We start from the raw sequence: 23,882 nt of genomic DNA, 5'->3' as shown, positions 1-23,882 counted from the left end.
GGAGGTGTCGGGTTGGCGGGTGGTGGGGTGCCCGGACGTAAAGCGCAGCAGTCCGGGCACCCCACCACCCGCCAACCCGACACCGCGCCTACCTACAAGCCCCGCGCAGCGGCAACGCGCCGCAGGCGCAAACAGCAACCACCACGGCGGGAAAGACAACAACGTGGGAAGCAAAGCCAAGCGCCGCGACCCGTCAGCCCCCCAGCCCCCCATGGCGCGCGGCGAGCCGGGCCGTGCCCTGTTCGGTGAGTGAGCCGTGCAGCCGGAGGCGGGCGATTCCGCCGTCGGGGAAGATGTCCAACCGGACGTGGGTCACCGCGGGTGCGTCGTCCAGCAGGAAGCGGTGGACGGTGTCGGGCTGGAGCCGGGTGCGGGGCAGCAGTTCGACCCAGTCGCCCTGTTCGCCGTCGCGTCCGGACAGCGCCGCCCAACCGGCCGCATTGCCCTTGAGGTAGCCGGTGTCGATCTCCACCGCGCGGATCGCGGACTGCTCGGTGAGGCGGTAGCGCACCCAGTCGTTGCCGGTGCCGCGGCGCCGGCGGGTCTCCCAGCCGTCGTCCATCTTGCGGGACCGGCCCGGCTGGATGGTGTTCGTGGGCGAGGAGTAGAAGCGGTCCGAGGCGTCCTCGACCTGGCCGCCGTTCTCCAGCGCGGCGAGGTCGAAGGTGCCGAGCGCGGCCAGCCAGCGGGGCGCCGGGACGACCTCGCCGTGGACCCGCAGGCGGGCGACGCCGCCGTCGGGGTGCTGGTTGAGCCGCAGGTGGGTGAAGCGCTGCTCGACGTGGACGGCGAAACCGTTGGCGGCGTGCCCGCCGATGGCGGTGCGTTGGACCAGCGGGGTCCAGGTGACGCCGGCGCCGAGGAGTTCGGCCGGCGACGGCGAGCCCTCGACGCAGGTGCCCTCGACGCTGACCGACTGCGGGTAGTTGCCGCGGAAGTGCGCGGTGTCGACGACGACGCCGCGGATCACGCCCGGGGCGCCGAGCCGGATCAGCGCCCAGTCGTGGTCGCCCTCGGTCGGGAAGGGGTGCGCGCCGTCGGCGCCGCGCCGCCGGCGGGTCTCCCAACCGTCCATGACCTTGCCCTTGTGGCCGAACGCCTCGGGGTCGAAGTGGGCGGCCTCGGGCGTCAGGAGGTTCTCCCGCTCGGCGAAGAACTCGTCGTTGGCGGCGAGCACGCCGGCGCCGAGCCGCCGGTCGGCGAGGTCGGGCAGGTGGGAGAAGGGGAAGCCGGCCGGGCCCGGGGTCCGGTAGTCGGCGTAGGGGTCACCGCCGCCGTAGGGGCTGGCGTCCCCGGTGTAGCGCGGGAGGTCGCCGGTGGTCATGCGCGCGGCCTTTCGAGGAGTTCGCCGGTGGGCTCGGCGAGGGTGGCGCCGTCGTTGATCTTCCGGCCGCGCAGCCAGGTGGAGCGGACGACGCCGTACAGGGTCTTCCCGGCGTACGCGGTGATCTTGTTGCGGTGCTGGAGTTCGGCGGGGTCGACGGTGAAGGTCGCGTCGGGTGCCAGCACCGCGAAGTCGGCGTCCCGGCCGGCGGCGATGGCGCCCTTGTCGCCGAGGCCGACCAGCTCCGCCGGGGCGGCGGACATCCAACGGACCACGTCCTCCAGGCTGTGACCGCGCTCCCGGGCGGCGGTCCAGATGGCCGGCAGGCCGAGCTGGAGGGAGGAGATGCCGCCCCAGGCCGTCCCGAAGTCGGGGGTCTTCAGGTCGGTGGTGGACGGCGAGTGGTCGGAGACGATGCAGTCGATGGTGCCGTCGGCCAGGCCCTGCCACAGCGCGTCCTGGTTGCCGGCCTCGCGGATCGGCGGGCAGCACTTGAACTCCGTGGCGCCGTCCGGGATCTCCTCGGCGGTCAGCGTCAGGAAGTGCGGGCAGGTCTCGACGGTGATCTTGACGCCGTCGGCGCGGGCGGCGGCGATCGTCGGCAGGGCGTCGCTGGAGGACAGGTGCAGCACGTGCACCCGCGCGTCCAGCTTCCGGGCGAGTTCGATCAGGCCGGCGATGGCGTCGTTCTCGGAGACCCGGGGGCGGGAGGCGAGGAAGTCGGCGTACTTGGGGCCGTGCGGCTCGGGGGCGGCGTCCAGGTGGCCGGGGTCCTCGGCGTGCACGATCAGCAGGCCGTCGAAGGCGGCGATCTCGCCGAGCGCCGCCGCCAGCTGCTCCTGGTCGACCTGCGGGAACTCGTCGACGCCGGAGGGCGACAGGAAGCACTTGAAGCCGAAGACGCCGGCCTCGTGGAGCGGGCGCAGGTCCTTGACGTTGCCGGGGATGGCACCGCCCCAGAAGCCGACGTCGATGTGGGCCTTGCTGCGGGCGACCGCGCGCTTGGCGTCGAGGTTGTCGACGGTGGTGGTCGGCGGGAGGCTGTTGAGCGGCATGTCCACGAGGGTGGTGATGCCGCCGGCGGCGGCCGCGCGGGTGGCCGTCCAGAAGCCCTCCCACTCGGTGCGGCCGGGGTCGTTGACGTGCACGTGGGTGTCCACCAGGCCGGGCAGCAGGACGTCGTCGCCGAAGTCCTCCACCCGGGCGCCGGCCGGGGCCTCGGCGTCGTGCGGCAGGACCGCGACGATCTTCCCGTCCTGGACGGTGACGGACGCGGCCCGCGTCCCCTCCGGGGTGACGACGCGCGTGGAACGCAGCACCAGCTCTATTTCGGACACCCAGTACCTCCCATATCGTTGTTTCATGGTCGCGGTCCGGCGCCCGCGGGGCACGGCTGACGCGGGCCGTGCCGCCGCCGGCGCGGATTCTCCAGCACCCCGGAATGTCGGTGTGGACCGCTGGTATACGGAATTCAACAGTCTGTTGAATGAGTCTTCACTCAGGACCGCGGCCCGTCAAGACCCCGAGGCGGCGGCCGGCCCGGCGATCGCACCGGAGGGCTCCGGTTCCTCGACCGACGCCACCATCTCGCCCCTGACCTGCGACGTGATGATGTCCTGGGGAATCGGGCCGGCACCGGCCGCGGCCCGTTCACGCCGCGAGACGAAGGCGTAGAGCAGCCCCGAGATCCCCATCCCGAAGATCCAGGAGAACGGCGCCACCGCGTCGAAGGCCGGTATCAGCGCCAGCGAGGCGGCGACCGCGGCGGCCGGCAGGAAGGCGATCACGGCCTTCGGGTTGTAGCCCCGCCGGTAGTAGTAGGCCCCGGCGGCATCGGCCGAAAACAGCGCATCGACGTCGATCCGCCCCCGTCGCACCAGGAAGTAGTCGACGAGCAGGATCGCCACCAGCGGACCGAGGAAGGCCCCCAGCGCGCCCAGGAAGTACTGGATCACCAGCGCCGAGGAGTAGAGCTTCCAGGGCATGACCAGCACCGCGAGCACCGCGGTGATCATGCCGCCGCGCTTGAAGTCCAGGTACTTCGGCAGCAGGTTGGCGAAGTCGTAGGCGGGCGAGACGAAGTTGGCCACGACGTTGATGCCGATGGTGGCGATGATGAAGGCGAGCGCGCCGATGACGGTGACCACCGGGTTGTCGATCTTCTGGATCACCTTCACCGGGTCGTAGATCGCCTCGCCGAAGACCGCGATGGTGCCGGCGGTGACGAGGACGGCGACCACCGCGAAGGCGGTGAAGTTCACCGGCAGCCCGATGAGGTTGCCCCGCCGGTAGGAGCGGTGGTCGGGGGTGAAGCGGGCGAAGTCGGCGTAGTTGAGGACCAGGGTCAAGAAGGTGGCCACGGTCAGGCTGACCGCGATCAGGCTCTGCCGGACCTGCGCGGTGCCGCTGAGCCCGGTCAGGCTGCGGGTCAGCGAGATGTCGCCGTGCGCCGCGACGACGAGGTACACCGCCAGCGCCAGCACCACCAGCCAGACCACCGGCCCGGTCGCGAAGTCCTGGACCTTGCGGATGAACTCCATGCCGCGGGTCAGCAGCGCGGCCTGCAGCCCCCACATCACCATGAAGGCGATCCACCCCAGGGTGGACAGCCCCAGCACCGAGTTGTGGTTGTACGCGTCCAGGCCGGGCGCGATCTGCAAGGTCAGCAGCACCACGGCGGTGGAGGCCAGCCAGGTCTGGATGCCGTACCAGGCCACCGCCATCACCGCGCGCAGCAGCGCCGGGATGTTGGCGCCGTAGACGCCCCAGCTCGCGCGGGCGAGCACCGGGTAGGGGACGCCGGTGCGGTGCCCGGCGTGCCCCATCCGGTTCATCAGCCCGTAGACGAGCGTGATGCCGACCAGCAGGGCGAGGAACACCTCCCAGGCCGGCAGCCCCAGCACGAAGAGGCTGGCGGCGAAGGCGTAGTTGCTGATCGCGTGGGTGTCGGACATCCACAGCGCGAAGACGCTGTACGTGCCCCAGGTGCGCTTCGCCGCCGGTGCGAGGTCTTCGTTGAAGAGCCTCGGGTCCGGCGGTCCCGGACGGTGCTGCGGGGATGTGCTCATGAGTCCTCCCAGGCAGGTCGGGTGGAGCTTGGGTATCAGTCGTCAGATGCCTGATGTTTCACTGGAAAAGTCGGTGTGCCGTGCGGAATCCTGCATGCGGTGCCGCTCCCCCGACGCGGTGCGCACGAGGTGGCGGCTCAGCGGCCACGAGCCGATGGCCTTGGGGCGGGGCGGCGCGAAGCTGCGCTGCGCACTGGTGGTCAGACCGAGGCCGACCACCGCCTCCGCGAACTTCACCGCGGCGGCGACGCCGTCCACGACGGGCACCCCGAGCTCGGCGGCGACCCGCTCCTGGAGCCCGGCCATCCCGCCGCACCCCAGGCAGATGACCTCCGCACCGTCACGGACCACCGCCCGGGCGGTCTGCAGGATCACCTCGACGGTGCGCTCGGGATCCTCCTCCAGCTCCAGGACCCCAAGCCCGGTGCCGCGGACCCCGGCGCAGCGCTGGAGCAGCCCGGCGGTCAGCAGCCGGTCCCGGATCTGCGGCACGGCGCGGTCGAGGGTGGTGACGATGCCGTAGGAGTGGCCGAGCATCAGCGCCATCTGCACGGCGCACTCGGTGATGTCCAGGACGGGGACGTCCAGCAGCTCCTGGGCGCCCTCCCGGCCGGGTTCGCCGAAGCCGGCCATGACCAGTGCGTCGAACGGGGTGTCCAGGGTGGCGAGCCGGTCCAGGACGGCGGCGGCGCTGAGGTACCCCTCGAAGTGGCCTTCGATGGACTCCGGCCCCCAGAGGGGTTCGGTGGCGAGGATCTCGGTGCCCGGTGCGGCGACCGCGGTGGCGGTGGCGCGGATCGAAGCGGTCATGGAAGCCGTGGTGTTCGGGTTCATGACGAGAATGCGCATGACGCTCCAACGATTTGGAGGATTCCACAGAATGGACAGTAGGTTTCGCGGAGCAGAACGTAGCTACGGCCACTGGCACCGTCAAGAGATCTCGGGCAAGGAGGTGGCACCTCGGGACATACGGGCGCTGACCGGCGGGAACGACTGTGCGATAGGCGGTGTACCTGCGCGGTGTGACCGGTAGGCTGCTCCGGTCGGGCCCGGCGCCCGCAAGGATGAAGAGCCGAGACCGATCCGACCCGCCCCGAAAGGAACGCGACGTGCCGCCGTCCAGCGCCAGCACCTCCGCCGCCCAAGCCAAGCCTGCAGGCGCCAGCGGCGGGGTCCAGTCCCTCGAGCGCGCCTTCGACCTCCTGGAGCGGATGGCCGACGCCGGCGGCGAGGTGGGCCTGAGCGAGCTCTCGGCCAGCAGCGGCCTGCCGCTGCCCACCATCCACCGCCTGATGCGCACGCTGGTCGCCTGCGGCTACGTCCGTCAGCAGCCCAACCGCCGGTACGCCCTCGGCCCGCGCCTGATCCGGCTCGGCGAGAGCGCCTCGCGCCTGCTGGGCACCTGGGCCCGGCCGTTCCTGGCCCGCCTCGTGGAGGAGACCGGCGAGACCGCCAACATGGCCCTCCTCGACGGGGACGAGATCGTCTACGTCGCACAGGTCCCGTCCCGGCACGCGGTGCGGATGTTCACCGAGGTCGGCCGCCGCGTGCTGCCGCACTCCACCGGCGTCGGCAAGGCCCTGCTGGCCAACCACCCGCCGGAGGAGGTCCGCGCGCTCCTCGGCCGTACGGGCATGCCCGCCGCGACCGAGAAGACCATCACCGACCCGGAGCACTTCCTCGACGCCCTGGCCGACGTGCGTCGCCTCGGCTACGCGGTCGACGACAACGAGCAGGAGATCGGCGTCCGCTGCCTGGCGGTTCCGGTCCCCAACTCCCCCACGTCCGCGGCGATCTCCATCTCCGGGCCGACCGGCCGGGTGACCGAGGCCGCGACGGACAAGATCATCCCGGTGCTCCAGGAAGTGGCGGCCGAACTGTCGGTGGCGCTGGCCAACCAGACGCCGGCGTGAGGTCCGGGTGAGGCGCCCCGCCCGGGTCGCCTCACCCGCCCGGCAGCCCGCCGAAGCCGTCGATCCGCTCGCGGACCTCGGACAGCGCCGGCGACAGTGCGCTCACCGAGCCCACCGCCCCGGCTATCAACAACAGCGAACGGCGCAGCCGGGTCACCTCGGGGGCGCCGTGGCTCACCATCGCGTCCAGTGCGGCCAGTTCGTCGTCGGCGGCCGCACGGTCCGGTAACTCGGCGGGCAGCACGGCCAGTTGGCGGCGGAGCCGGCCCACCGCCACGCGGAGCGCACGGACCTTCGGATCGTTGTGGTCCCCGGTCATGCGGCCGTCCCCCTGCGCCTGTTGCCCAACGACCGTGCCCTTCCAGGACGTTGTCCGTTCCACGATGCGGGACAGTTAACGCCACGCTGCGCGGCCGACGCCATACGGGCGGTGGAAAAAACTCGATCAACGTCCCGCCGTCGCGACGGCGGCGCGGGCGCCACCGGGGCGCGCCGGACCCGCACGCCGAGGGTGCGCGGCCGGCCCTCCCGCCGCCTCGCGCCACTGGCCGGATCTCGCCGCTCACCGGGCGCTCCCCCGGCCGTCCGACCGACTCCTCGCACCCACGGACCCCCGCACCGCGCGCCCCCGTCACGCCGACCGCGCGCGCTACCCGTCCGCCAGCTGACCATGCGTCAGTACGTGCGTTCCCCCGGGCACCCGTTGGCGTGGGCGTTTCCCGTACAAGGGATACGGCGCCGCGCGGTGGAGCATTCTCCCTTCCGGGAAATGTCCGGCATATCACCGAATCGCACACCACTGGACCACTGGATCGGAGAACGCCATGGAGCCCAACCCAGGCCCCGACCCCGGCCCCCATCCCGACTCCCGGCACCTCAGCGTCGTCCAGCTCATCTGCCGGGCGTACGGCCTGGCCGACGCCTCCGAGATCACCGAGGAGCACATACACCGCTACGTCAGCGAGCGCCGCGACGCGGACGAGCGGACCGCACGCGCCCGGGACCGGCTGCGGCCGTGGATCCCACGGCAGCGGACGTCGGGGGACGCGGCCTGACGGGGCGACCGGGCACCGCCCGGTCCGGGGGGCGCGGAGCGCCGCGCGCGGCCATGAGGTAAGCAGTCCCCATGGCACATTCAGGGGAAAGCGCAGGCGTCGGGGGGACGGCGGGGGCCGGACGGCCCGAGGGGAAGGTGGCCGGGCTGCTGCTCGCCGCGGGCGGCGGGCGGCGGCTGGGGGGACGGCCGAAGGCGCTGCTCGACCACCGGGGACGCCCGTTGGTCGAGCACGCCGCACGGGTCCTGCGGGACGCCGGCTGCGGACCGGTGCACCTCGTACTGGGGGCGGCCGCCGAAACGGTACGCGCCCGGGCCGAGTTGACCGGCTACGGCGTCTCGGTCAATCCGGACTGGGCCCAGGGCATGGGCTCGTCGCTCCGGGTGGGACTGACGGCGCTGGCCGACTCGGGGGCGGACGCGGTGGTGGTGTCCCTGGTGGACCAGCCCGGCATCGGCGCCGCCGCGGTGTCCCGGGTGGTGGCCGCGTGCACCGGGCGGGACGCACTGGTGGCCGCCGCGTACGGGGGCGAGCGGGGGCATCCGGTGGGGTTCGGCGCCGCGCGGTGGGCGGACGTCGCGGCGAGCGCGACGGGCGACCGCGGTGCGCGGGACTACCTGCGGCAGCACGCCGGGGCGCTGACGCTCGTCGAGTGCGGCGACGTGGCCGAGGCGTACGACATCGACACACCGGAAGATCTGCGACGGCTCCAGTGACCGGGGTGCCGTCGCGCGGGCCTCGTGCGACCGTACGAAGGGCCGCACATTCTGCGGCGGGCGGCGCGCTCGGCGACCAGAACGGCGGCCCCGACCGCGGGTTGACGGGAAACCGTCGCTCCGGGGCGGGAGTAATGGAGAGTGACCACTGTGGCACCGAGCGCCATTTGATCAAGGTTTCTGTCGACTCAGAGAATCTCGATGTCAACAAACCATTGAAGTTCCGCGATAAGGAAACTAGTCTCCACTGGTCAGAAGCGCCCTGCTATCCGTACGGCGCCCGCGACCGTGTCTCGGAACCCTCGGCACCCCGTGCCGCTCAGGTGCCCCGGCGGCCGCCAGGCACCGCCGCTGAATGGAGTGACAGCTCATGTCCGCACCAGCGCCGTCCCCGCTGGCCATCGTCGAAGTCGACCCCGCACACACCCCGGAACGGCAGGGCGAGGTCCTCACCGACGCTGCGCTCGCCTTCGTTGCCGAGCTGCACCGGCGGTTCACCCCCCGCCGCGACGAGCTGCTCGCCCGCCGCGCCGAGCGTCGTGCCGAGATCGCCCGGACCAGCACGTTGGACTTCCGCCCCGAAACCGCGCAGATCCGCGCGGACGACAGCTGGAAGGTGGCCGCAGCGCCCGCCGCGCTGAACGACCGCCGGGTGGAAATCACCGGTCCCACCGACCGGAAGATGACGATCAACGCGCTCAACTCCGGCGCCAAGGTGTGGCTCGCCGACTTCGAGGACGCCTCCGCTCCCACCTGGGAGAACGTCGTCAACGGCCAGCTCAACCTGATCGACGCCTACGAGCGCCGGATCGACTTCACCGATGCCCGCAGCGGCAAGTCCTACGCCCTCAAGCCGGCCGAGGAGCTCGCCACCGTGGTGATGCGCCCGCGCGGCTGGCACCTGGAGGAGCGCCACCTGCAGTTCGAGGGCCGCCCGGTCCCCGGCGCCCTGGTCGACTTCGGCCTGTACTTCTTCCACAACGCCCAGCGTCTGCTGGACCTCGGCAAGGGCCCGTACTTCTACCTGCCCAAGACCGAGTCCCACCTGGAAGCCCGCCTCTGGAACGAGATCTTCGTCTTCGCCCAGGACTACGTCGGCATCCCGCAGGGCACCGTCCGCGCCACGGTCCTCATCGAGACGATCACCGCCGCGTACGAGATGGAGGAGATCCTCTACGAGCTGCGCGACCACGCCTCGGGGCTGAACGCCGGCCGCTGGGACTACCTCTTCTCGATCGTCAAGAACTTCCGTGACGGCGGCGCCAAGTTCGTCCTCCCGGACCGCAACGCGGTCACCATGACCGCCCCGTTCATGCGCGCCTACACCGAACTCCTGGTCCGCACCTGCCACAAGCGCGGGGCGCACGCCATCGGCGGCATGGCGGCCTTCATCCCCAACCGCCGGGACCCCGAGGCCAACGAGAAGGCCCTGGCCAAGGTCAAGAACGACAAGGACCGGGAGGCCGGCGACGGCTTCGACGGCTCCTGGGTCGCCCACCCAGACCTGGTGCCGATCGCCCGCGCCTCCTTCGACGCGGTCCTCGGCGACAAGCCGAACCAGAAGGACCGCCTGCGCGAGGACGTCTCGGTCGCCGCCGCCGACCTCATCGCCATCGACTCGCTGAAGGCCAAGCCCACCTACCAGGGCCTGGTCGACGCGGTCCAGGTCGGCACCCGCTACATCGAGGCGTGGCTGCGCGGCCTCGGTGCGGTCGCCATCTTCGGCCTGATGGAGGACGCCGCCACCGCGGAGATCTCCCGCTCCCAGATCTGGCAGTGGGTCGACGCCGGTGTCGTCTTCGCGGAGGAGGGCCACGCCGGCACCAAGGTCACCGCCGATCTGGTCCGCCGGATCGCCGCCGAGGAACTGGCCGCCATCCGCACCGAGGTGGGCGAGGACGCCTTCACCGGCGGCAAGTGGCAGCAGGCCCACGACCTCCTGCTGAAGGTCGCCTTGGACGCCGACTACGCCGACTTCCTCACCCTGCCGGCGTACGAACTGCTGGTCTGATCCCGTCCGATCCGGCCCGGTCCACCCGCCCGGCACGGCCCCGAGGGCCCGCGCAACACCACCGCCCCGTGGTGCGCGCGGGCCCTTCGCGCTGTCGGCGGCCGGTGTGCGCGGGGAGCGCGTCGACGGGTCGGCCGCGGTCCGGGACCGGCCCGTTCGTCCGCCGCTAGAGCTGCCGTTGGTGCTGGTGCGCGGTGTGCGTGGGCGCGTAGCCGAGGGCGTCGTTGATCCGTCTCATGGGCGCGTTGCCGTCGGCGGTGTCGGTCAGGAGGCCGGCGAGGGCCGGATGGTCCGTGCGGGCCCGTCGGATCGACTCGGCCTTCATCCATCGCCCGAGGCCGTGTCCGCGGTGCTCGGGCAGCACGCCGGTGCCGTAGTGCTGGCCGTCGCCGGTGCCGCTGCCGGGGACGACGAGTTCGGTGAAGCCGGCGATCGAGCCGTCGCGGGCGTCGACGGCGACGACGGTGTGCAGGAGGTCGCCGCGCCGTTCGACGGCCCGCGCCGCGGCCCGGACCCGGTCCTCGTCCCAGGTCACGGTGCCGTAGTCGGCCTCGTCCATGGGCATGTCGTCCATGGCGTGCCGGGCGGCGACGAACGTCCGGACGAGGTGGTCGGGGACCGTTCCGCGCCACGAGAGCAGTCGGTAGCCGGGATGCGGGCGCTCGACGATCCCGGCGAGGGCGGCGGCGTCCACCTCGGCCAGCGGCAAGCGGGTGTACCGCAGGGTGAGGACCTTGCGGAAACCGCGCGCCGCCAGGAAGCGGTCGCCGGGCGATCCGGCCTCGGCCTGCGCGATGACGCAGCGTCGGTCGTCGTCCCGGGCGGTGGCGACGGCGGCGTCGAGCAGCCGGGAACCGACGTGCCTGCGGCGCTCCACGGGGTGAACGTGGAGGGCGAGTTCGGCCAGGTGCTGCCGTCCGGGATCGGTGAACAGGCGCAGGAAGGCCGTCCCGACCGGGTGGGATTCCGCATCGGACGCCAGCCATGCGAGACGCCGGCCGTGCGGTCCGGGCGCGGGATCGGTCAGTGCGGTGAGGCGAAGCGACAAGGTGTCTCCGTCGTGAGGAGGTGGCGAAGGTCGGTGTGCGGGCTCGGCTGAGGGGCACGCGTGCGCATGTGCTCCACACCTCCTCGTCGACGGGGTCGCGCCGCACGGGCACGGACGGCCGGCAGAATCTAGCCGGCCCGTCGGTCGCGCGGCAACGGGTTAACGGCAGTGGGCCGCCGGCGCGACCCGCCGCCGCGGCGAGGCGCCGGACGGCCACCCGCACGCTCCCTAGCTGACCACCGCCCCCAGCGCCACGAACGCGCAGATCAGGACGAAGAGCAGCGCGAGCAGCGGGGCGACGAAGCGCAGGTAGGTGTCGTAGCCGACCTTGGCGAGCGAGACGCCGCCCATGATGACGGCGGTGGTGGGCACCCAGAGGTTCATCCAGCCGCTGGCGGCCTGCCAGGCGGTGACGACGACCGGGCGGGTCACGCCGGCGAAGTCGGCGAGCGGGGCCAGGATCGGCATGGCGAGCGTGGCGTGCCCCGAGGTGGAGGGGATCAGGAACGCCAGCGGCAGGTTGACCAGGAAGACGATGACGCCGAAGAGCGCCGAGGGGGTGCCCGAGACGACGCCCTCGATGGAGTGCAGCACGGTGTCGGTGACCCTGGCGTTGTTCATGATGACGGTGACGCCGCGGGCGAGGACGATGACCAGCGCGGGTGAGAGGAAGTCGGCGGCGCCCTGGACGAAGGTCGCGCTGAGCCGCGGCTCGCCCATCCGCGCCAACAGCCCCACCAGCACCGCACCTACCAGGAACATCGCCGCCAACTGCGGGAAGGACCAGTCGAGTTCCCAGGCGTAGGGCGGGGCGTCGGCCCGACCGGTGAGGGCACCGGACCACGGGATCACCGAGAAGATCATGAACGTGAAGAGCAGCGCGACGGTGACCAGGACCGTCGTGTGGAGCCGGGTCAGCGGCGGCGGCTCGGCGGCGTCCGGGGCGGTCTGGGCGTGCGCGCGGTCGCCGGCCAGGAAGCCGCACAGCGAACGGTCGGGGTCGGCGCGGACCCGGCGCGCGTAGCGGATGACGTACGCGGTGGTGACGGCGGTCAGCACCAGCCACATCGCCACCCGCAGCGCGATGCCGTCGCCGAGCGAGACCTCGGCGGCCGACGAGGCGACCCCGGTGGCGAACGGGTTGACGGTGGAGCACAGCACCCCGATACCGGCGCCGAGGATGATCGTGCCGGTGGCCACCAACCGGTCGAAGCCGAGGGCCAGCATCAGCGGGACGATCAGTGAGTAGAAGCCCAGCGTCTCCTCGGCGAACCCCTCGACGGTGCCGAGCAGCGAGAAGACCGCCATCACCCCGGCGATGAGGAGCGCGCCGCGGTCGCGCAGGCGGTGGGCGAGCCGGCCGATCCCTCGGTCCAGGGCGCCGGTGGCGAAGACCACGGTGATGAACGCCCCGATGGCGAGGACGAAGAGGAAGACGCCGGCGCTGCCGTACAGCGCACCGGTGAGGTCCGGTCCCACCAGGCCGGTCGTGGCGTCCTTGATCCCGTAGAGGCCGTTGACCGGCGAGAGGAAGAGGTCCCCGAGCCGCTCCGGGAAGGTCCGGCCGGACGGCGTGCGGTGGTAGGAGCCCTGGACCGGCCGGCCGGCGGCGGTGCGGACGTAGGTGCCGGCGGGCAGCACGAAGGCCAGCGCCCAGACGACGAGGGTGACGAGGACGAGGACGGTGAGGGCGCTGGGGAAGGTGAAGCGGCGTCCCCCGCCCGGCTCCGGGGCGTCGGACGGGGGTGCGGGTGGTGGTGCGTCGTTCCCGGCGCCCGGCGTCATCCGGCGCCCCCGGGCCGGCGGTGCGCGGCGGCGTACTCCGCGAAGAACAGGGCCTCGGCGAGCAGCGCCCCGCGGAGTTCGGAGTACAGCACCCGCTCGTTGGGGCCGTGCAGCCGGCACAGGTTGTCCTCGGCGCCGAACAGCAGGACCTCGGCCCACGGCGCCGCCGCGGCCAGCCCGTTGACCAGCGGGACGGAGCCGCCGGACGCCGCGTGGACGGGTTCGGCGCCCCAGGCGCGGTGCAGCGCGGAACGGGCCGCCCGGTAGGCCGGCCCGTCGGTGGCGGCCTGGTAACCCGGGCCGGTGTCACCGGGGGTGACGGTGAGCGGGATGCCGAAGGGGCGCAGGCGGCGCAGGTGGCGGACGAGGGCGTCCTGGGCCTCCTGGGGGTCCTGCCGGGGGTGCACGCGGAGGTTGAGCTTGGCGCGGGCGTGCGGGACGACGGCGGCGGCACCGTGGTCGACGGAGGGCGCGTCCAGGCCGACGACGGTGAGCGCCGGGCCGCTCCACAGGCGTTCGCCGAGCCCGCCGGACCCGAGGAGCGGCATGCCCCGGGACACCCCGACCAGGTCCCGGAACTCGTCCTCGGTGAGCGCCGGGCCGCCCCACGGTTCGCGCCGCAGCCCCTCCACCGCGACGTCCCCGTGGACGTCGTGCAGGGTGGCCAGCGCCTTGAGCAGGACGAGCAGCGCATCGGGGGCGGCGCCGCCGTACTCGCCGCTGTGGAGGCCGGCGTCGAGCGTGCGGACCTCGACGAGCACGTCGACGCTGCCGCGGAGCGCGGTGGTGAGGGTGGGGGTGCCGGGGCGGATGTTGCCGGTGTCCGCGATGATCATCGCGTCGCAGGCGAACGCGGCCGGGTCGGTGGGCGGATAGGCGTCGAAGGCGCTGCCGTACTCCTCCTGCCCCTCGAAGACGATCTTGATGCCGACGGGCGGCCGCCCGCCGAAGGCCCGCAGGGCGCCGATGTGGACCATCAGGTTCGCCTTGCAGTCGGCGACGCCCCGGGCGCGGAGGCCGCCCTCGATCTCGGTGGGCTCGAACGGCGGGGAGTCCCACGGGCGTTCGTCGCCCGGCGGCTGGACGTCGTAGTGCGCGTAGAGCAGGACGGTCGGGGCGTCCGGGGTGGGCGGGGGGACGGTGGCGGTGACGACCGGGGCGGTGTCGGGCAGGTTCAGCTCGCCGACGTCGCGCACCCCGGCGGCCCGCAGCAGTTCGACGACGAGGTCCCGGGCCCGCAGGACGGGTTCGGGCGAGAACCCGGGGAAGGCGATGGAGGGGATGGCGGCCAACCGCTTGAGGTCGGCGCGGAGGTCGTCCATCAGCCCGTCGACGGTGGTCTCCAGCGCGGACGCGTTGGCTTCGTGGGGCACCGCGGGCCCCCTCTCTGTGGCACCCGGCTGCACGGGCACGCACGTTGAATAACTGTCAGTTTCCGTGTCGAAGCGCAGCATATCGGGCACCTCGCGGGTGCCCGCGGCGCGACGTGGGCACCGCTCCGGCGCGCACGTCCGCCAGGGGATTCGCTCTACTATGGGCGTAGTAACAGAGCGGTAAGGGCGGGTGGGTGGCACGGTGGCGCGGCGACGGGAGCAGGTGCTGGACGCGGCGGTCGAGGTCCTGGGCACCGAAGGGGCACGACGGCTGACGCACCAGGCGGTGGACCGGGCCGCCCGGGTCCCGGTCGGCACCACCTCCAACCACTTCCGCACCCGCACCGCCCTCGTCGAGGGCATCGCCGAGCACCTGCTGACCCTGGAGCGGCAGCACTGGGCGGCGCTCCTCGGGGAGTCCGCACCGTCCGGCCCCGGCGAAGTGGCCGCGGCGATGGCGGCGTTCGCCCGGCACGCCGCCGGCCCGGGACGATCCCGCACGGCCGCACGGCTCGCCCTGGCCCTGGAGTCCGCCGCGCGCCCGGAGCTGCGCGGTCCGCTCGGGCGGGGGCGGCAGGCACTGCTGGAGCGCAGCACGGAGTGGGTGCGCCACCTGGGGTCCGCGACGCCGGAGCGGCACGGCCGGATCCTGGTCGACCACCTGGACGGCGTGGTGTTGCGCCAACTCTCGCTTCCGGACGGGGCGTTCGACCCGTTGGAGGAGATGCGCACCCTGGCGGGCGGGCTCCTGGGCGCGCCGACGGCGCATCCCGCGCACTGACCGCCCCCCGTCCCGGTCGAACCCGGCCGCCCAACTCCCGCCGCATCACGGCACGTTGGACCGCAGGACGGCTATACGGCGCCTCCGGAGTCTGATAGGAAAGCTTCCTAACGATTGGGGAACCCCCCACGGCCCACTCCGAACAGGAGGACTCCATGCGCTCCCGATCGATAGCCAGGACCGCCACCCACGTCACGCTCGGCCTCGCCCTGCTCGCCGTCCCCGCGACCGCGGTCGCCGCCACGGCCGCACCGGCCCACCGGGCGGCGGCCCCGGCACACGCCGCCGCGCCCGCCGCGCGGGCCGCCGTCGGACTGGACGACCCGGCGAAGAAGGAGATCGCCATGCAGCTGGTGTCCAGCGCGGAGAACTCCTCGCTGGACTGGAAGGCCCAGTACCAGTACATCGAGGACATCGGTGACGGCCGCGGCTACACCGGCGGCATCGTCGGCTTCACCTCCGGCACGCACGACATGCTGGAGCTGGTCGAGCTCTACACCCAGCGCAAGCCGGACAACGTCCTGGCCCCGTACCTGCCGGCGCTGCGCAAGGTGGACGGCGGCGACTCCCACGCCGGCCTGGACCCGAACTACCCCAAGGACTGGCGCAAGGCCGCCAAGGACCCGGACTTCCGCAAGGCGCAGGACGACGAGCGGGACCGGGTGTACTTCAACCCCGCGGTCAAGCAGGGCAAGGCCGACGGGATCGGCGTCCTGGGGCAGTTCGCGTACTACGACGCGATCGTGATGCACGGGGACGGCGACGAGAAGACCAGCTTCTCCAGCATCCGCAAGCGGGCGCTGGCGAAGGCCAAGCCGCCGGCCCAGGGCGGTGACGAGAAGACCTACCTGAACGCCTTCCTCGACGCCCGGGTCTGGGCGATGAAGCAGGAGGAGGCGCACAGCGACACCAGCCGGGTGGACACCGAGCAGCGGGTGTTCCTGAAGCAGGGGAACCTCGACCTGCACACCCCGCTGAACTGGAAGGTCTACGGGGACCCCTACCACATCGGCTGAGCCCCGCAGACACCCCAACGGCCCGTAAGGAGACGGCAGTTGCCGGTTCCGTACGGGCCGTTGGCGGTGGGGCAGGCCCTCAGCGGGCCTCAGTGGTACTCAGTGGTGCTCAGTTAGTGCTCGGTTCGTGCTCAGCGCAGCCGGGCGGACCTCAGTGCGCCGACGAGCTGGCGGTCTCACCGTCGTCCAGGCGACCGCGGGCGGGCTGCTGCGGGATGTCCGGGACGTCCTCCAGGGCGTGCGGGTCGGGAGCCGGAGCGGCCGCTTCGGCGTCGCCGTTCTTCCGCCCGAAGTGGTTGAAGGCGACGTTGAGGACGATGGCGACCAGGCAACCGGTGCTGATCCCGGAGTCCAGGACGACCAGCATGTCCTTGGGGAAGTTGTGGTAGAACTCCGGCGCCGCGATCGGGATCAGCCCGACACCGAGGGCGGCGGCGACGATCAGCGAGTTCTCCCCCTTCTCCATGGCGGCGGTGGACAGCGTCTGCACGCCGCTGGCCGCGACCGAGCCGAACAGGACGATGCCGGCACCGCCCAGGACGGGCAGCGGGACCAGGGAGATGACCGACGCCGCGACCGGGCACAGGCCGAGCACGACCAGGATCCCGCCGCTGGTGGCCACCACGAACCGGCTGCGGACCTTGGTCATCGCGACCAGACCGATGTTCTGCGCGAAGGCGCTGTTGGCGAAGCCGTTGAACAGCGGGCTGATGGCGCTGCCGAGGGTGTCGGCCCGCAGGCCGCCCTCGATGGTGCGCTCGTTCGCCGGACGGTCGACGATCTTGCCGAGGGCGAGCATGTCCGCGGTGGACTCGGTCATGCAGACCAGCATCACGATGCACATCGAGACGATCGCGGCGACGTCGAACTGCGGCGCACCGAAGTGGAACGGCGTCGGGAAACCGATGAGGTTCGCCTTGGTGATCACCGAGAAGTCCGTGATCCCGACGGGTATCGCGATCAGCGTGCCGACGATCAGACCGAGCAGGATGGCGATCTGCTGGAGGAAGCCGCGCAGCACCCGGCGCAGCACCAGCACGATCAGGAAGGTGACCGCGGCCATCCCGATGTTCTTCAACGAGCCGTAGTTCGCGGCCTGTTCGTTGCCGCCCTGGGACCAGTTGAAGGCGACCGGGAGCAGCGAGACGCCGATCAGGGTGATCACCGTGCCGGTGACCACCGGCGGGAAGAACCGCACCAGTTTGGAGAAGTAGGGCGCGAGGAGGAAGCCCAGGACACCGGCGACGATGACCGCGCCGAAGATGACCGGCAGGGCGTCGTGCGGACTGTGTTCCTTGGCGATGGCGATGATGGGGGTGACACCGGCGAAGGAGACGCCGTTGACGAAGGGGAGCTTGGCTCCGACCTTCCAGAACCCCAGGGTCTGGAGCAGGGTGGCGAGTCCGGCGGTGAAGAGGCTGGCCCCCACCAGGAACGCGGTCTCGGTGGGACTCAGCCCACAGGCGGGTCCCACGATCATCGGCGGGGCCACCACGCCCGCGTACATAGCGGCCACGTGCTGGAGACCACTGGTGAACATTTTGAAGGGCGGGAGGATTTCGTCGACCGGATGCTTCCGGTCCGCCTCCGACTTCTGCCCGGTAGGTGCGGCCACTGCGGGCCTCCTGTCGATTTCTGCTGCGCCGGAAGCCGGCGGAGCGAGCCTGTCACGGAGGGCGTGCCATGTGGTGCTGGTGTGCCGGAAGTCGCGCTGGTGAGCGTGCAGTTGGCCGCGCTTGTGGCGCATGGACGGCAGGTGTGTGTGGGGCGACCGGCCCCGGGGGTGCGGATCTGTCCGCACCCCCGGGTGACGGCGCTTGCGGGCCCCGCTCGGGTCCGCAAGCTCAGCCGGGAGCCGTCCCTCCCGGCCGAGTCTCGGGGCGCATCGCGTCCGGGGGGATCAGCCCTCGGAGGCGATGCGGGCCAGACGCTGGGCCTCGGCCCGCGTGGAGCGGGCGATGGCGTCCTCGTCGATGTTCGTGAGGTGGTTGTCCTCGACCACCGGCTTGCCGTCGACGAGCGACAGCGTGACCGGGGCGGCCGGCCCGAAGACCAGCGCGGTGACCGGGTCGGCGATCGAGGAGTGGCCCAGGCCGTCCAGCTTCCACAGGACCAGGTCGGCGAGCTTGCCCGGCTCCAGGGAGCCGATCTCGCTGGTCCGACCGAGGACCTGGGCGCCGCCGTAAGTGCCGAGCCGCAGCGCCTTGCGGGCGTTGAGGGCGGCCTCGCGGTGGGCGCCGAGTCGGTTGATGAGCAGCGCGTTGCGCAGCTCGGTGTGGAGTTCGCCGGACTCGTTGGAGGCGGTGCCGTCCACGCCGAGCCCGACCGGGACGCCGGCCGCGAGCATGTCCGGTACGCGCGCGATGCCGGCGGCCAGCCGGGCGTTGGAGGACGGGCAGTGCGCCACGCCGGTCTTCGTGCGGGCGAAGGCGGCGATGTCGGAGTCGTTCATGTGGACGCAGTGCGCCATCCACACGTCCTCGCCGAGCCAGCCGGTGGACTCGAAGTAGTCGGTCGGGCCCATCCCGAACAGCTCGTGGCAGAACTTCTCCTCCTCCACGGTCTCCGAGCCGTGGGTGTGCATGCGCACGCCCTTGCGGCGGGCGAGCACGGCGCCCTCCCGGAGGAGTTCGGTGGAGATGGAGAACGGCGAACAGGGGGCCGCGGCGATGTGCACCATCGAGCCGAAGGAGGCGTCGTGGTGCTTGTCGATGGCCTCCTCGGTGCCGATGAGGGCGCCCTCGGTGGTCTCGACGGCGAAGTCCGGGGGCAGGCCGCCGTCCTTCTCGCTGCGGTCCATCGAACCGCGGGCCAGGGTGATCCGGGCGCCGATGTCGGCGACCGCGGCCAGCTCGGCGCCCACGAGGTCCCCGGAACCCTGGGGGAAGACGTAGTGGTGGTCGGAGGCGGTGGTGACGCCGCCCTTGACCATCATGCCGAGCGAGCCGTGGGTGGCCGCGGTGAGCATCGCCGCGTCGATCCGGGCCCACGTCGGGTACAGCGCCACCAGCCAGTTGAAGAGGTTGTGGTCGGTGGCCAGACCGCGGGTGATCCACTGGTAGAAGTGGTGATGCGTGTTGATCAGGCCGGGAGTGACCAGGTGACCGGTGGCGTCGATGCGACGGACCACGTTCGCCAGGTTCTCCGGAGCCTTGCCCGCACCCAGTGCCTCGATGACGTTGTCGGCGACGACGACGTATCCACTGGCGTACTCGGTGTCCTGGGCGTCAACGGTCGCGATGGCGCAGTTCTCGATGACGATGCGCTGCTTCACCGCGCTGTCAGGGGCTGCCGATGCTGCCATGCTGCTTTCCTCGTGCTTTCGTGGCGGTTTGGGCACGGCATGGCCCTACGGGATTTGAGTGCCGGAGCCGGGCGTGACGGCTGACAGTACCGCCGCCCGTGAGCTGCTCCGGGTGCCGAGATGGTGGAAGAACAGGTTGAGCGTGACCGCGACCAGGGCACCGGCACTGATCCCGGAACCGAGCACGGTCTGCGCCCAGGCGGGGAACCCGGAGTAGAAGGTCGGCGCGGCGAGCGGGATGATCCCCGCGCCGAGCGACACGGCCACCAGGATGATGTTGGAGCTGTCGTCGAGTCCCGCTTCGGAGAGCGTGCGGATGCCACTGACCGCGATCGATCCGAACAGGACGATACCCGCGCCACCGAGGACCGGCATCGGTACGAGCGAGACCACGGCGCCCAGGACGGGGAAGGCACCGAGGACCAGCAGCACCGCGCCGGCCAGCGCGACGACGTAGCGGGAACGGACCCGGGTCAGCGAGACCACACCGACGTTCTGCGCGAAGGCGCTGGTCGGGAGGCCGCCGAAGACGGGGCCGAGGAGGGTGGCGATGCCATCGGTGCGCAGCCCGCGCGTGATGGTGGCACCGGTGGTCTTCCGGTCGCAGATCTCACCGAGGGCGAGCATCCCGGCCGACGACTCCGTCATCAGCACCAGCATCACGATGCACAACGAGAGGATCGCGGCGGGCTGGAACTCGGGCGCACCGAAGGAGAACGGCGTCGGCAGGGCGGCGATCGGGGCCGAGCGCAGCCCGTCGAAGCTCGCCATCCCGAACGGGATCGCGGCGAGCGTGCCGGCGACCAGGCCGATCAGCAGCGCGATCTGCTTGACGAAGCCCTTGGTGAAGCGCTGGACGAGCAGCACCACCAGGAGCGTGAAGCCGGCCAGCGCGAGGTTCTGCATGGAGCCGAAGTCGGCGGCCTGTTTGTCGCCACCCTGTGCCCACCCGACCGGTACGGGCATCAGGGTGACCCCGATGAGGGTGATCACGATGCCGGTGACCAGCGGCGGGAAGAACCGTAGGAGCTTCCCGAAGAACGGTCCGATCGCCAGGCAGAAGACGCCGGCACACATGACCGCCCCGTAGATGGCGGGGAGTTGGTGTCCCTTGGCGGTCGTCTCGGCGATGGCGAGCATCGGGGTGATGCCGGCGGAGCTGGCGGCGTTCACGAACGGGAGGCGGTTGCCGACGAACTTGCGGATGCCGAGCGTCTGCAGCAGCGTTGCGAGACCGGCGATGAGCAGGCTGGCGGCGATGAGCCGGGTCCGGCCCGCGGTGTCCAGGCCGACGGCCTGGCCGATGATGAGCGGAGGGGTGACGACGCCGGCGTACATCGCTGCGATGTGTTGGAGCGCGGCGGGGACCAGCCGCCTGACGGCCGGCTTCTCATCCACCGGGTGAACCGGTGGGACAGGGTGGTGCGGGGCTTGCTCTTGCTGTGCCATGGGTCGTTCCCCTCGGAAATCGCGTCCCCTCCCCGCTGCGGGGTGGGGAGGGGACGCGAGGCACGGCGTTGCGTCGAGCCGCTAGAGGTTCGTCAGATCCATCGGGATCTGGGCTTCGACGCCGTCGCGCAGAACAGTGGCTTCGATCAGGCCGTACGGGCGGTCCGCCGCGTAGTAGACCTCGTTGTCGTTCTTGAGCCCGAAGGGCTCCAGGTCCACGAGGAAGTGGTGCTTGTTCGGGAGCGAGAAGCGGATCTCGTCCACCTCGGACCTGTTGTTGATGATGCGCGACCCCATTTGGTACAGGGTCTGCTGCAGCGACAGGCTGTAGGTCTCGGCGAAGGCCTGCAGCATGTGCTTCTTGACCTGCTCGTACGAACGCTCCCAGTTGGGCATCCGCTGCTCGTCGGAGGTCCAGTTGAAGCGCCACCGGCTGGCCACCTGGGTGGCCAGGATGCGGTCGTACGCCTCCGTCAGGGTCGTGTACTTGTCCTTGATGTACCCCCAGAACTCCGAGTTGGTGGAGTTCATCACGACGAGGTCCTTCAGGCCGGAGATGACCTGCCAGTTCTCACCGTCGTAGGTGATCTCGGTCAGGCGGGTCTCCTGCCCCTTACGGACGAAGGAGTGCTTGACCTCCTCGGCCCCGATGAAGCGGGAGTTGCCGTCCGCGGTCTCGATACGCTCCCAGGAGTATTCCTCGATGCGGATGCGGGCCCGCTTGATCGGCTCCTGGCTGGACACGAAGTGCCGGGCCAGGTGGATGCCGAACTGCTCGGCCGACTCGATCCCGTACTCCTTGGCGAAGGCGTACACGGTGTTCTTGGTCGTGTCGGTGGGCAGGCAGTTGGCGTTCGAGCCGGAGAGGTGGACCTCTTCCAGGTCGCCGGAGAGCGCGACCGAGACGTTGAGGTCCTTGATGTGGTGCGTGGCGCCGTCACGGGTGATCTTGACGACGCGGTTTTCCGCCTTGCCGTACTGGTTCTGGCCGAGAATCGTGGGCATGTCGGTGCTAGCTCCCTCGGTATACGGAGTAGCCGAACGGGTTGAGCAGCAGCGGTACGTGGTAGTGCTCGCCCGGCTTGACGGCAAAGGTGATTGCCACCTCCGGGAAGAATGCTCCGCTGTCCCGTAGCGCGGGGGCGTCCTGCTGTTCCTCGGCTTGCTGGTTGGAAACGAAGTACGCCTCGGTTTCGAAGTCGATGCGTACGTGGGTGGTGCCCTCCGGCAGGGCCGGGAGGTCCTTGCAGCGCCCGTCGACGTCGGTCTTGCCGGCGCCGTGGGCGGTCCATGCACCGCCGCTGTCGGAGCGCACCGAGAGCGTGAGGGCGACGCCCTCCGCGGGGCGGCCCACGCTGGTGTCCAGGATGTGCGTGGACACCGACGTCGGTGCAGCCGTCTCGCTGCTCATGAGGGATCTCCTTCTGCGATGCGGGTCAGGCGGATGCGATTGATCTTGCCGAGTTCACTGCGGACGATCTCGCGTTCCTGTTCCGGCGCGTGGTCGATCCGGTCGCGGACCGCATCGCGCATCTGCTCACCGGTGCGACCGGAGGCACAGATCAGGAAGACGTGCCCGAACTTCTCCTGGTAGGCCAGGTTCAGTTCGAGCATCTCCGACTTGAGCTCGTCGGAGGCGCCGGACATCCCGCTCTGCTCGCGGTTCGAGGTGGGGTCGCCCGGCTTGGGCCGGCCGATGGGCGGGTGCCCCGCCATCGCCTCGGCCAGGTCGTCCGCGGACAGCTCCGTCATGGCAGCGTCACTGGCGGTGAACAGGGCGTCGGTGGTGGCGTAGGGGCGCTGGGCAAGGATCTTGCTCCCCCAAGCCCGGCTGGCACACACCTCGTGCAGGGCGGCCTGAGCCTCGCTGGCGTCGGCGGTGTTGAACCGGGTAAGCCCTTGGGGCGTACTCGAAGACACGGGAAGCCTCCGTGGCCTGGTGCTGGACAGCTCTGGTTGGCTGGAAACAGCTAAGACCTCCGGCAACATCACGTCAACACTTTGTTGAAAAGTCGGCAACACAAAAGCCGCCGCCCGGGGTTTCCGGACGGCGGCTCGGGCCGTTGGACGGGGAGTTGCACCCCATTCGCCTCAGTCGGCGTCCTTCGCGGCGCTTTCCCTGTTCAGGTAGTTGTAAACGGTGAAGCGGCTGACGCCGAGAGCCCCGGCGACCGTCTCCACCCCGTGCCGGACAGAGAAGGCGCCGCGACTCTCCAATATCCGCACCACCGACTGCTTGGTCTTACGGTCCAGCTCGGCGAGCGGCACGCCGTGCCGGCGCTGCAGCTCGGCGAGGATGTGATCGAGCGACTCCGACAGGTGCGGGAGCCGGACGGCCACCCGGTCCTGGTCCTCCCAGGACAGGACGACGTCGTCGCCCCGGGCCTGGTCGGGCGGGACCATCTGGCCACCCATGGCGTCCACCAGCGGCTTGACCGCCCGGACGAAGGGGTGGTCGGCAGGCTCGGTCACGTCGCGTCCCCCTCACCGTCCGCGGCACCGCCCCGGTCGTCGCCCGCGGCACCACCCCCGTCACCGTCCGCCACCACGTTGACCTGAAGCGAGACCCGGGTGGCCCCGGCGGCCAGGGACCGCCGCAGCAGGGCGTCGACCGCGTTCAGCACCCGATCGGCGTCCCCCTCGGCGGTGTTGCCGAAGGGCCCCACGTCGACCGCGTCCAGCTCGGCCCCGGTGACGATCTCCCGCGCCACCACGGCATGGGCCGGCGCCTCGTCCAGGTCGAACGGCTCCGTCGTGAACTCCACTCTCAATCGCACCCGCTCAACCTACGCGGGCCGCGCGCCGCCGACCAGAAATTGCCCACGGCCCCTCTTGACAGTTTCCCCGGCCGCCCGGCAGTGTTCCATTACGCAGAAAGTAAGTTCCGCTATCCGGAAGGAGCGCCGGGGCCCATGGGTTTCACGGACACGCGCTTCAACGTCAATTTGTCGATCCTGTTCACTGAGCTTCCGTTGTTGGAGCGGCCGGCTGCCGCGCGGGCGGCGGGTTTCACGGCGGTGGAGCTGTGGTGGCCGTGGG

General features: G+C 71.3%; 22 protein-coding genes and 1 pseudogene. 7 read left to right on the top strand and 16 right to left on the bottom strand.

Going from position 1 to position 23,882, the window contains the following annotated elements; genetic code table 11:
* Positions 1–193: 193 nt before the first annotated feature.
* The 4 genes from alc to ABD385_RS39535 form a co-directional block, all read right to left on the bottom strand.
* Complete coding sequence (alc, locus tag ABD385_RS39550) at positions 194–1,324, bottom strand: allantoicase (protein ID WP_344584912.1); 1,131 nt, start codon at positions 1,322–1,324, stop codon at positions 194–196.
* The gene (allB, locus tag ABD385_RS39545) at positions 1,321–2,688 is read right to left on the bottom strand and encodes an allantoinase AllB (RefSeq protein ID WP_425585584.1); all 1,368 of its coding nucleotides are present in this window, start codon (positions 2,686–2,688) and stop codon (positions 1,321–1,323) included. The genes alc and allB overlap by 4 nt, the downstream gene beginning before the upstream one ends.
* A gap of 150 nt (positions 2,689–2,838) precedes the next feature.
* A complete protein-coding gene (locus ABD385_RS39540; RefSeq protein ID WP_344584908.1) occupies positions 2,839–4,392 on the bottom strand; it encodes an NCS1 family nucleobase:cation symporter-1 in 1,554 nt (517 codons plus the stop codon).
* A gap of 42 nt (positions 4,393–4,434) precedes the next feature.
* A complete protein-coding gene (locus ABD385_RS39535) occupies positions 4,435–5,241 on the bottom strand; it encodes an aspartate/glutamate racemase family protein (protein WP_344584906.1) in 807 nt (268 codons plus the stop codon).
* Positions 5,242–5,501: 260 nt separating this feature from the next.
* Between ABD385_RS39535 and ABD385_RS39530 the strand changes: the two genes are divergently transcribed.
* Entirely contained in the window at positions 5,502–6,305 is an 804-nt protein-coding gene (locus tag ABD385_RS39530; protein WP_344584904.1) for an IclR family transcriptional regulator, read from the top strand.
* Between the two features lie 31 nt (positions 6,306–6,336).
* On the opposite strand, the gene ABD385_RS39525 is transcribed toward ABD385_RS39530, so the two are convergent.
* Positions 6,337–6,624, bottom strand: coding sequence for a DUF5955 family protein (locus tag ABD385_RS39525; protein WP_344584902.1), 288 nt, complete (start codon positions 6,622–6,624; stop codon positions 6,337–6,339).
* A gap of 505 nt (positions 6,625–7,129) precedes the next feature.
* On the opposite strand from ABD385_RS39525, the gene ABD385_RS39520 reads away from it, so the two are divergent.
* The 3 genes from ABD385_RS39520 to aceB all read left to right on the top strand — a co-directional run bounded on the left by ABD385_RS39520 (position 7,130) and on the right by aceB (position 10,087).
* Positions 7,130–7,360: a hypothetical protein gene (locus ABD385_RS39520; protein WP_344584900.1), complete on the top strand. Its 231-nt coding sequence runs from the start codon at positions 7,130–7,132 to the stop codon at positions 7,358–7,360.
* A 137-nt stretch (positions 7,361–7,497) separates the two neighbouring features.
* The gene (locus tag ABD385_RS39515) at positions 7,498–8,076 is read left to right on the top strand and encodes a nucleotidyltransferase family protein (RefSeq protein WP_344584914.1); all 579 of its coding nucleotides are present in this window, start codon (positions 7,498–7,500) and stop codon (positions 8,074–8,076) included.
* Between the two features lie 370 nt (positions 8,077–8,446).
* On the top strand, positions 8,447–10,087 hold the full coding sequence (aceB, locus tag ABD385_RS39510; RefSeq protein WP_344584898.1) for a malate synthase A: 1,641 nt from the start codon (positions 8,447–8,449) through the stop codon (positions 10,085–10,087).
* Positions 10,088–10,253: 166 nt separating this feature from the next.
* Here aceB and ABD385_RS39505 read toward each other — a convergent pair whose 3' ends face one another.
* From ABD385_RS39505 to ABD385_RS39495, 3 genes are all read right to left on the bottom strand, one after another.
* Complete coding sequence (locus tag ABD385_RS39505) at positions 10,254–11,135, bottom strand: GNAT family N-acetyltransferase (RefSeq protein ID WP_344584896.1); 882 nt, start codon at positions 11,133–11,135, stop codon at positions 10,254–10,256.
* Between the two features lie 228 nt (positions 11,136–11,363).
* Positions 11,364–12,920, bottom strand: coding sequence for a YfcC family protein (locus ABD385_RS39500; protein WP_344584894.1), 1,557 nt, complete (start codon positions 12,918–12,920; stop codon positions 11,364–11,366).
* Positions 12,917–14,242, bottom strand: coding sequence for a M20/M25/M40 family metallo-hydrolase (locus ABD385_RS39495; protein WP_425585585.1), 1,326 nt, complete (start codon positions 14,240–14,242; stop codon positions 12,917–12,919). Before ABD385_RS39495 ends, ABD385_RS39500 begins: the two co-directional genes overlap by 4 nt.
* 253 nt (positions 14,243–14,495) lie before the next feature.
* Between ABD385_RS39495 and ABD385_RS39490 the strand changes: the two genes are divergently transcribed.
* Both ABD385_RS39490 and ABD385_RS39485 read left to right on the top strand, forming a co-directional pair.
* Complete coding sequence (locus tag ABD385_RS39490; RefSeq protein WP_344584890.1) at positions 14,496–15,074, top strand: TetR/AcrR family transcriptional regulator; 579 nt, start codon at positions 14,496–14,498, stop codon at positions 15,072–15,074.
* 155 nt (positions 15,075–15,229) lie between these two features.
* The gene (locus tag ABD385_RS39485) at positions 15,230–16,090 is read left to right on the top strand and encodes a chitosanase (protein ID WP_344584889.1); all 861 of its coding nucleotides are present in this window, start codon (positions 15,230–15,232) and stop codon (positions 16,088–16,090) included.
* A 151-nt stretch (positions 16,091–16,241) separates the two neighbouring features.
* Here the strand turns inward: ABD385_RS39485 and ABD385_RS39480 are convergent, their stop codons facing one another.
* The 8 genes from ABD385_RS39480 to ABD385_RS39445 all read right to left on the bottom strand — a co-directional run bounded on the left by ABD385_RS39480 (position 16,242) and on the right by ABD385_RS39445 (position 23,620).
* A complete protein-coding gene (locus tag ABD385_RS39480; protein ID WP_344584887.1) occupies positions 16,242–17,705 on the bottom strand; it encodes a nucleobase:cation symporter-2 family protein in 1,464 nt (487 codons plus the stop codon).
* 285 nt (positions 17,706–17,990) lie between these two features.
* Positions 17,991–19,394, bottom strand: coding sequence for an 8-oxoguanine deaminase (locus tag ABD385_RS39475; RefSeq protein ID WP_344584885.1), 1,404 nt, complete (start codon positions 19,392–19,394; stop codon positions 17,991–17,993).
* A gap of 45 nt (positions 19,395–19,439) precedes the next feature.
* Positions 19,440–20,843: a nucleobase:cation symporter-2 family protein gene (locus tag ABD385_RS39470; RefSeq protein WP_344584883.1), complete on the bottom strand. Its 1,404-nt coding sequence runs from the start codon at positions 20,841–20,843 to the stop codon at positions 19,440–19,442.
* Between the two features lie 81 nt (positions 20,844–20,924).
* A complete protein-coding gene (gene pucL / locus ABD385_RS39465) occupies positions 20,925–21,848 on the bottom strand; it encodes a factor-independent urate hydroxylase (protein ID WP_344584881.1) in 924 nt (307 codons plus the stop codon).
* A 7-nt stretch (positions 21,849–21,855) separates the two neighbouring features.
* Positions 21,856–22,254, bottom strand: coding sequence for a hydroxyisourate hydrolase (gene uraH / locus ABD385_RS39460; protein ID WP_016570694.1), 399 nt, complete (start codon positions 22,252–22,254; stop codon positions 21,856–21,858).
* A complete protein-coding gene (gene uraD, locus ABD385_RS39455; RefSeq protein ID WP_344584878.1) occupies positions 22,251–22,763 on the bottom strand; it encodes a 2-oxo-4-hydroxy-4-carboxy-5-ureidoimidazoline decarboxylase in 513 nt (170 codons plus the stop codon). Before uraD ends, uraH begins: the two co-directional genes overlap by 4 nt.
* 171 nt (positions 22,764–22,934) lie before the next feature.
* Positions 22,935–23,315 carry a helix-turn-helix domain-containing protein gene (locus ABD385_RS39450; protein ID WP_344584876.1) on the bottom strand — a complete coding sequence of 127 codons (381 nt, stop codon included), beginning with the start codon at positions 23,313–23,315 and terminating at the stop codon, positions 22,935–22,937.
* Complete coding sequence (locus ABD385_RS39445) at positions 23,312–23,620, bottom strand: YkoF family thiamine-binding protein (protein WP_344584874.1); 309 nt, start codon at positions 23,618–23,620, stop codon at positions 23,312–23,314. The genes ABD385_RS39450 and ABD385_RS39445 overlap by 4 nt, the downstream gene beginning before the upstream one ends.
* A 135-nt stretch (positions 23,621–23,755) precedes the next feature.
* Here ABD385_RS39445 and ABD385_RS39440 point away from each other — a divergent pair.
* Positions 23,756–23,882: pseudogene (locus ABD385_RS39440) on the top strand (hydroxypyruvate isomerase); the annotation flags it as partial.

The organism is Streptomyces lunalinharesii (assembly GCF_039532155.1).
Lineage (GTDB): Bacteria > Actinomycetota > Actinomycetes > Streptomycetales > Streptomycetaceae > Streptomyces > Streptomyces lunalinharesii.
This window is presented reverse-complemented; position numbering and strand designations above follow the sequence as displayed.

Coding starts and splice junctions, on each gene's coding strand:
- alc (WP_344584912.1), bottom strand. CDS start 1,324: ATGACCACCGGCGACCTCCCGCGCTACACCGGGGACGCCAGCCCCTAC.
- allB (WP_425585584.1), bottom strand. CDS start 2,688: ATGAAACAACGATATGGGAGGTACTGGGTGTCCGAAATAGAGCTGGTG.
- ABD385_RS39540 (WP_344584908.1), bottom strand. CDS start 4,392: ATGAGCACATCCCCGCAGCACCGTCCGGGACCGCCGGACCCGAGGCTC.
- ABD385_RS39535 (WP_344584906.1), bottom strand. CDS start 5,241: ATGCGCATTCTCGTCATGAACCCGAACACCACGGCTTCCATGACCGCT.
- ABD385_RS39525 (WP_344584902.1), bottom strand. CDS start 6,624: ATGACCGGGGACCACAACGATCCGAAGGTCCGTGCGCTCCGCGTGGCG.
- ABD385_RS39520 (WP_344584900.1), top strand. CDS start 7,130: ATGGAGCCCAACCCAGGCCCCGACCCCGGCCCCCATCCCGACTCCCGG.
- aceB (WP_344584898.1), top strand. CDS start 8,447: ATGTCCGCACCAGCGCCGTCCCCGCTGGCCATCGTCGAAGTCGACCCC.
- ABD385_RS39500 (WP_344584894.1), bottom strand. CDS start 12,920: ATGACGCCGGGCGCCGGGAACGACGCACCACCACCCGCACCCCCGTCC.
- ABD385_RS39495 (WP_425585585.1), bottom strand. CDS start 14,242: ATGGACGACCTCCGCGCCGACCTCAAGCGGTTGGCCGCCATCCCCTCC.
- ABD385_RS39485 (WP_344584889.1), top strand. CDS start 15,230: ATGCGCTCCCGATCGATAGCCAGGACCGCCACCCACGTCACGCTCGGC.
- ABD385_RS39475 (WP_344584885.1), bottom strand. CDS start 19,394: ATGGCAGCATCGGCAGCCCCTGACAGCGCGGTGAAGCAGCGCATCGTC.
- ABD385_RS39470 (WP_344584883.1), bottom strand. CDS start 20,843: ATGGCACAGCAAGAGCAAGCCCCGCACCACCCTGTCCCACCGGTTCAC.
- pucL (WP_344584881.1), bottom strand. CDS start 21,848: ATGCCCACGATTCTCGGCCAGAACCAGTACGGCAAGGCGGAAAACCGC.
- uraH (WP_016570694.1), bottom strand. CDS start 22,254: ATGAGCAGCGAGACGGCTGCACCGACGTCGGTGTCCACGCACATCCTG.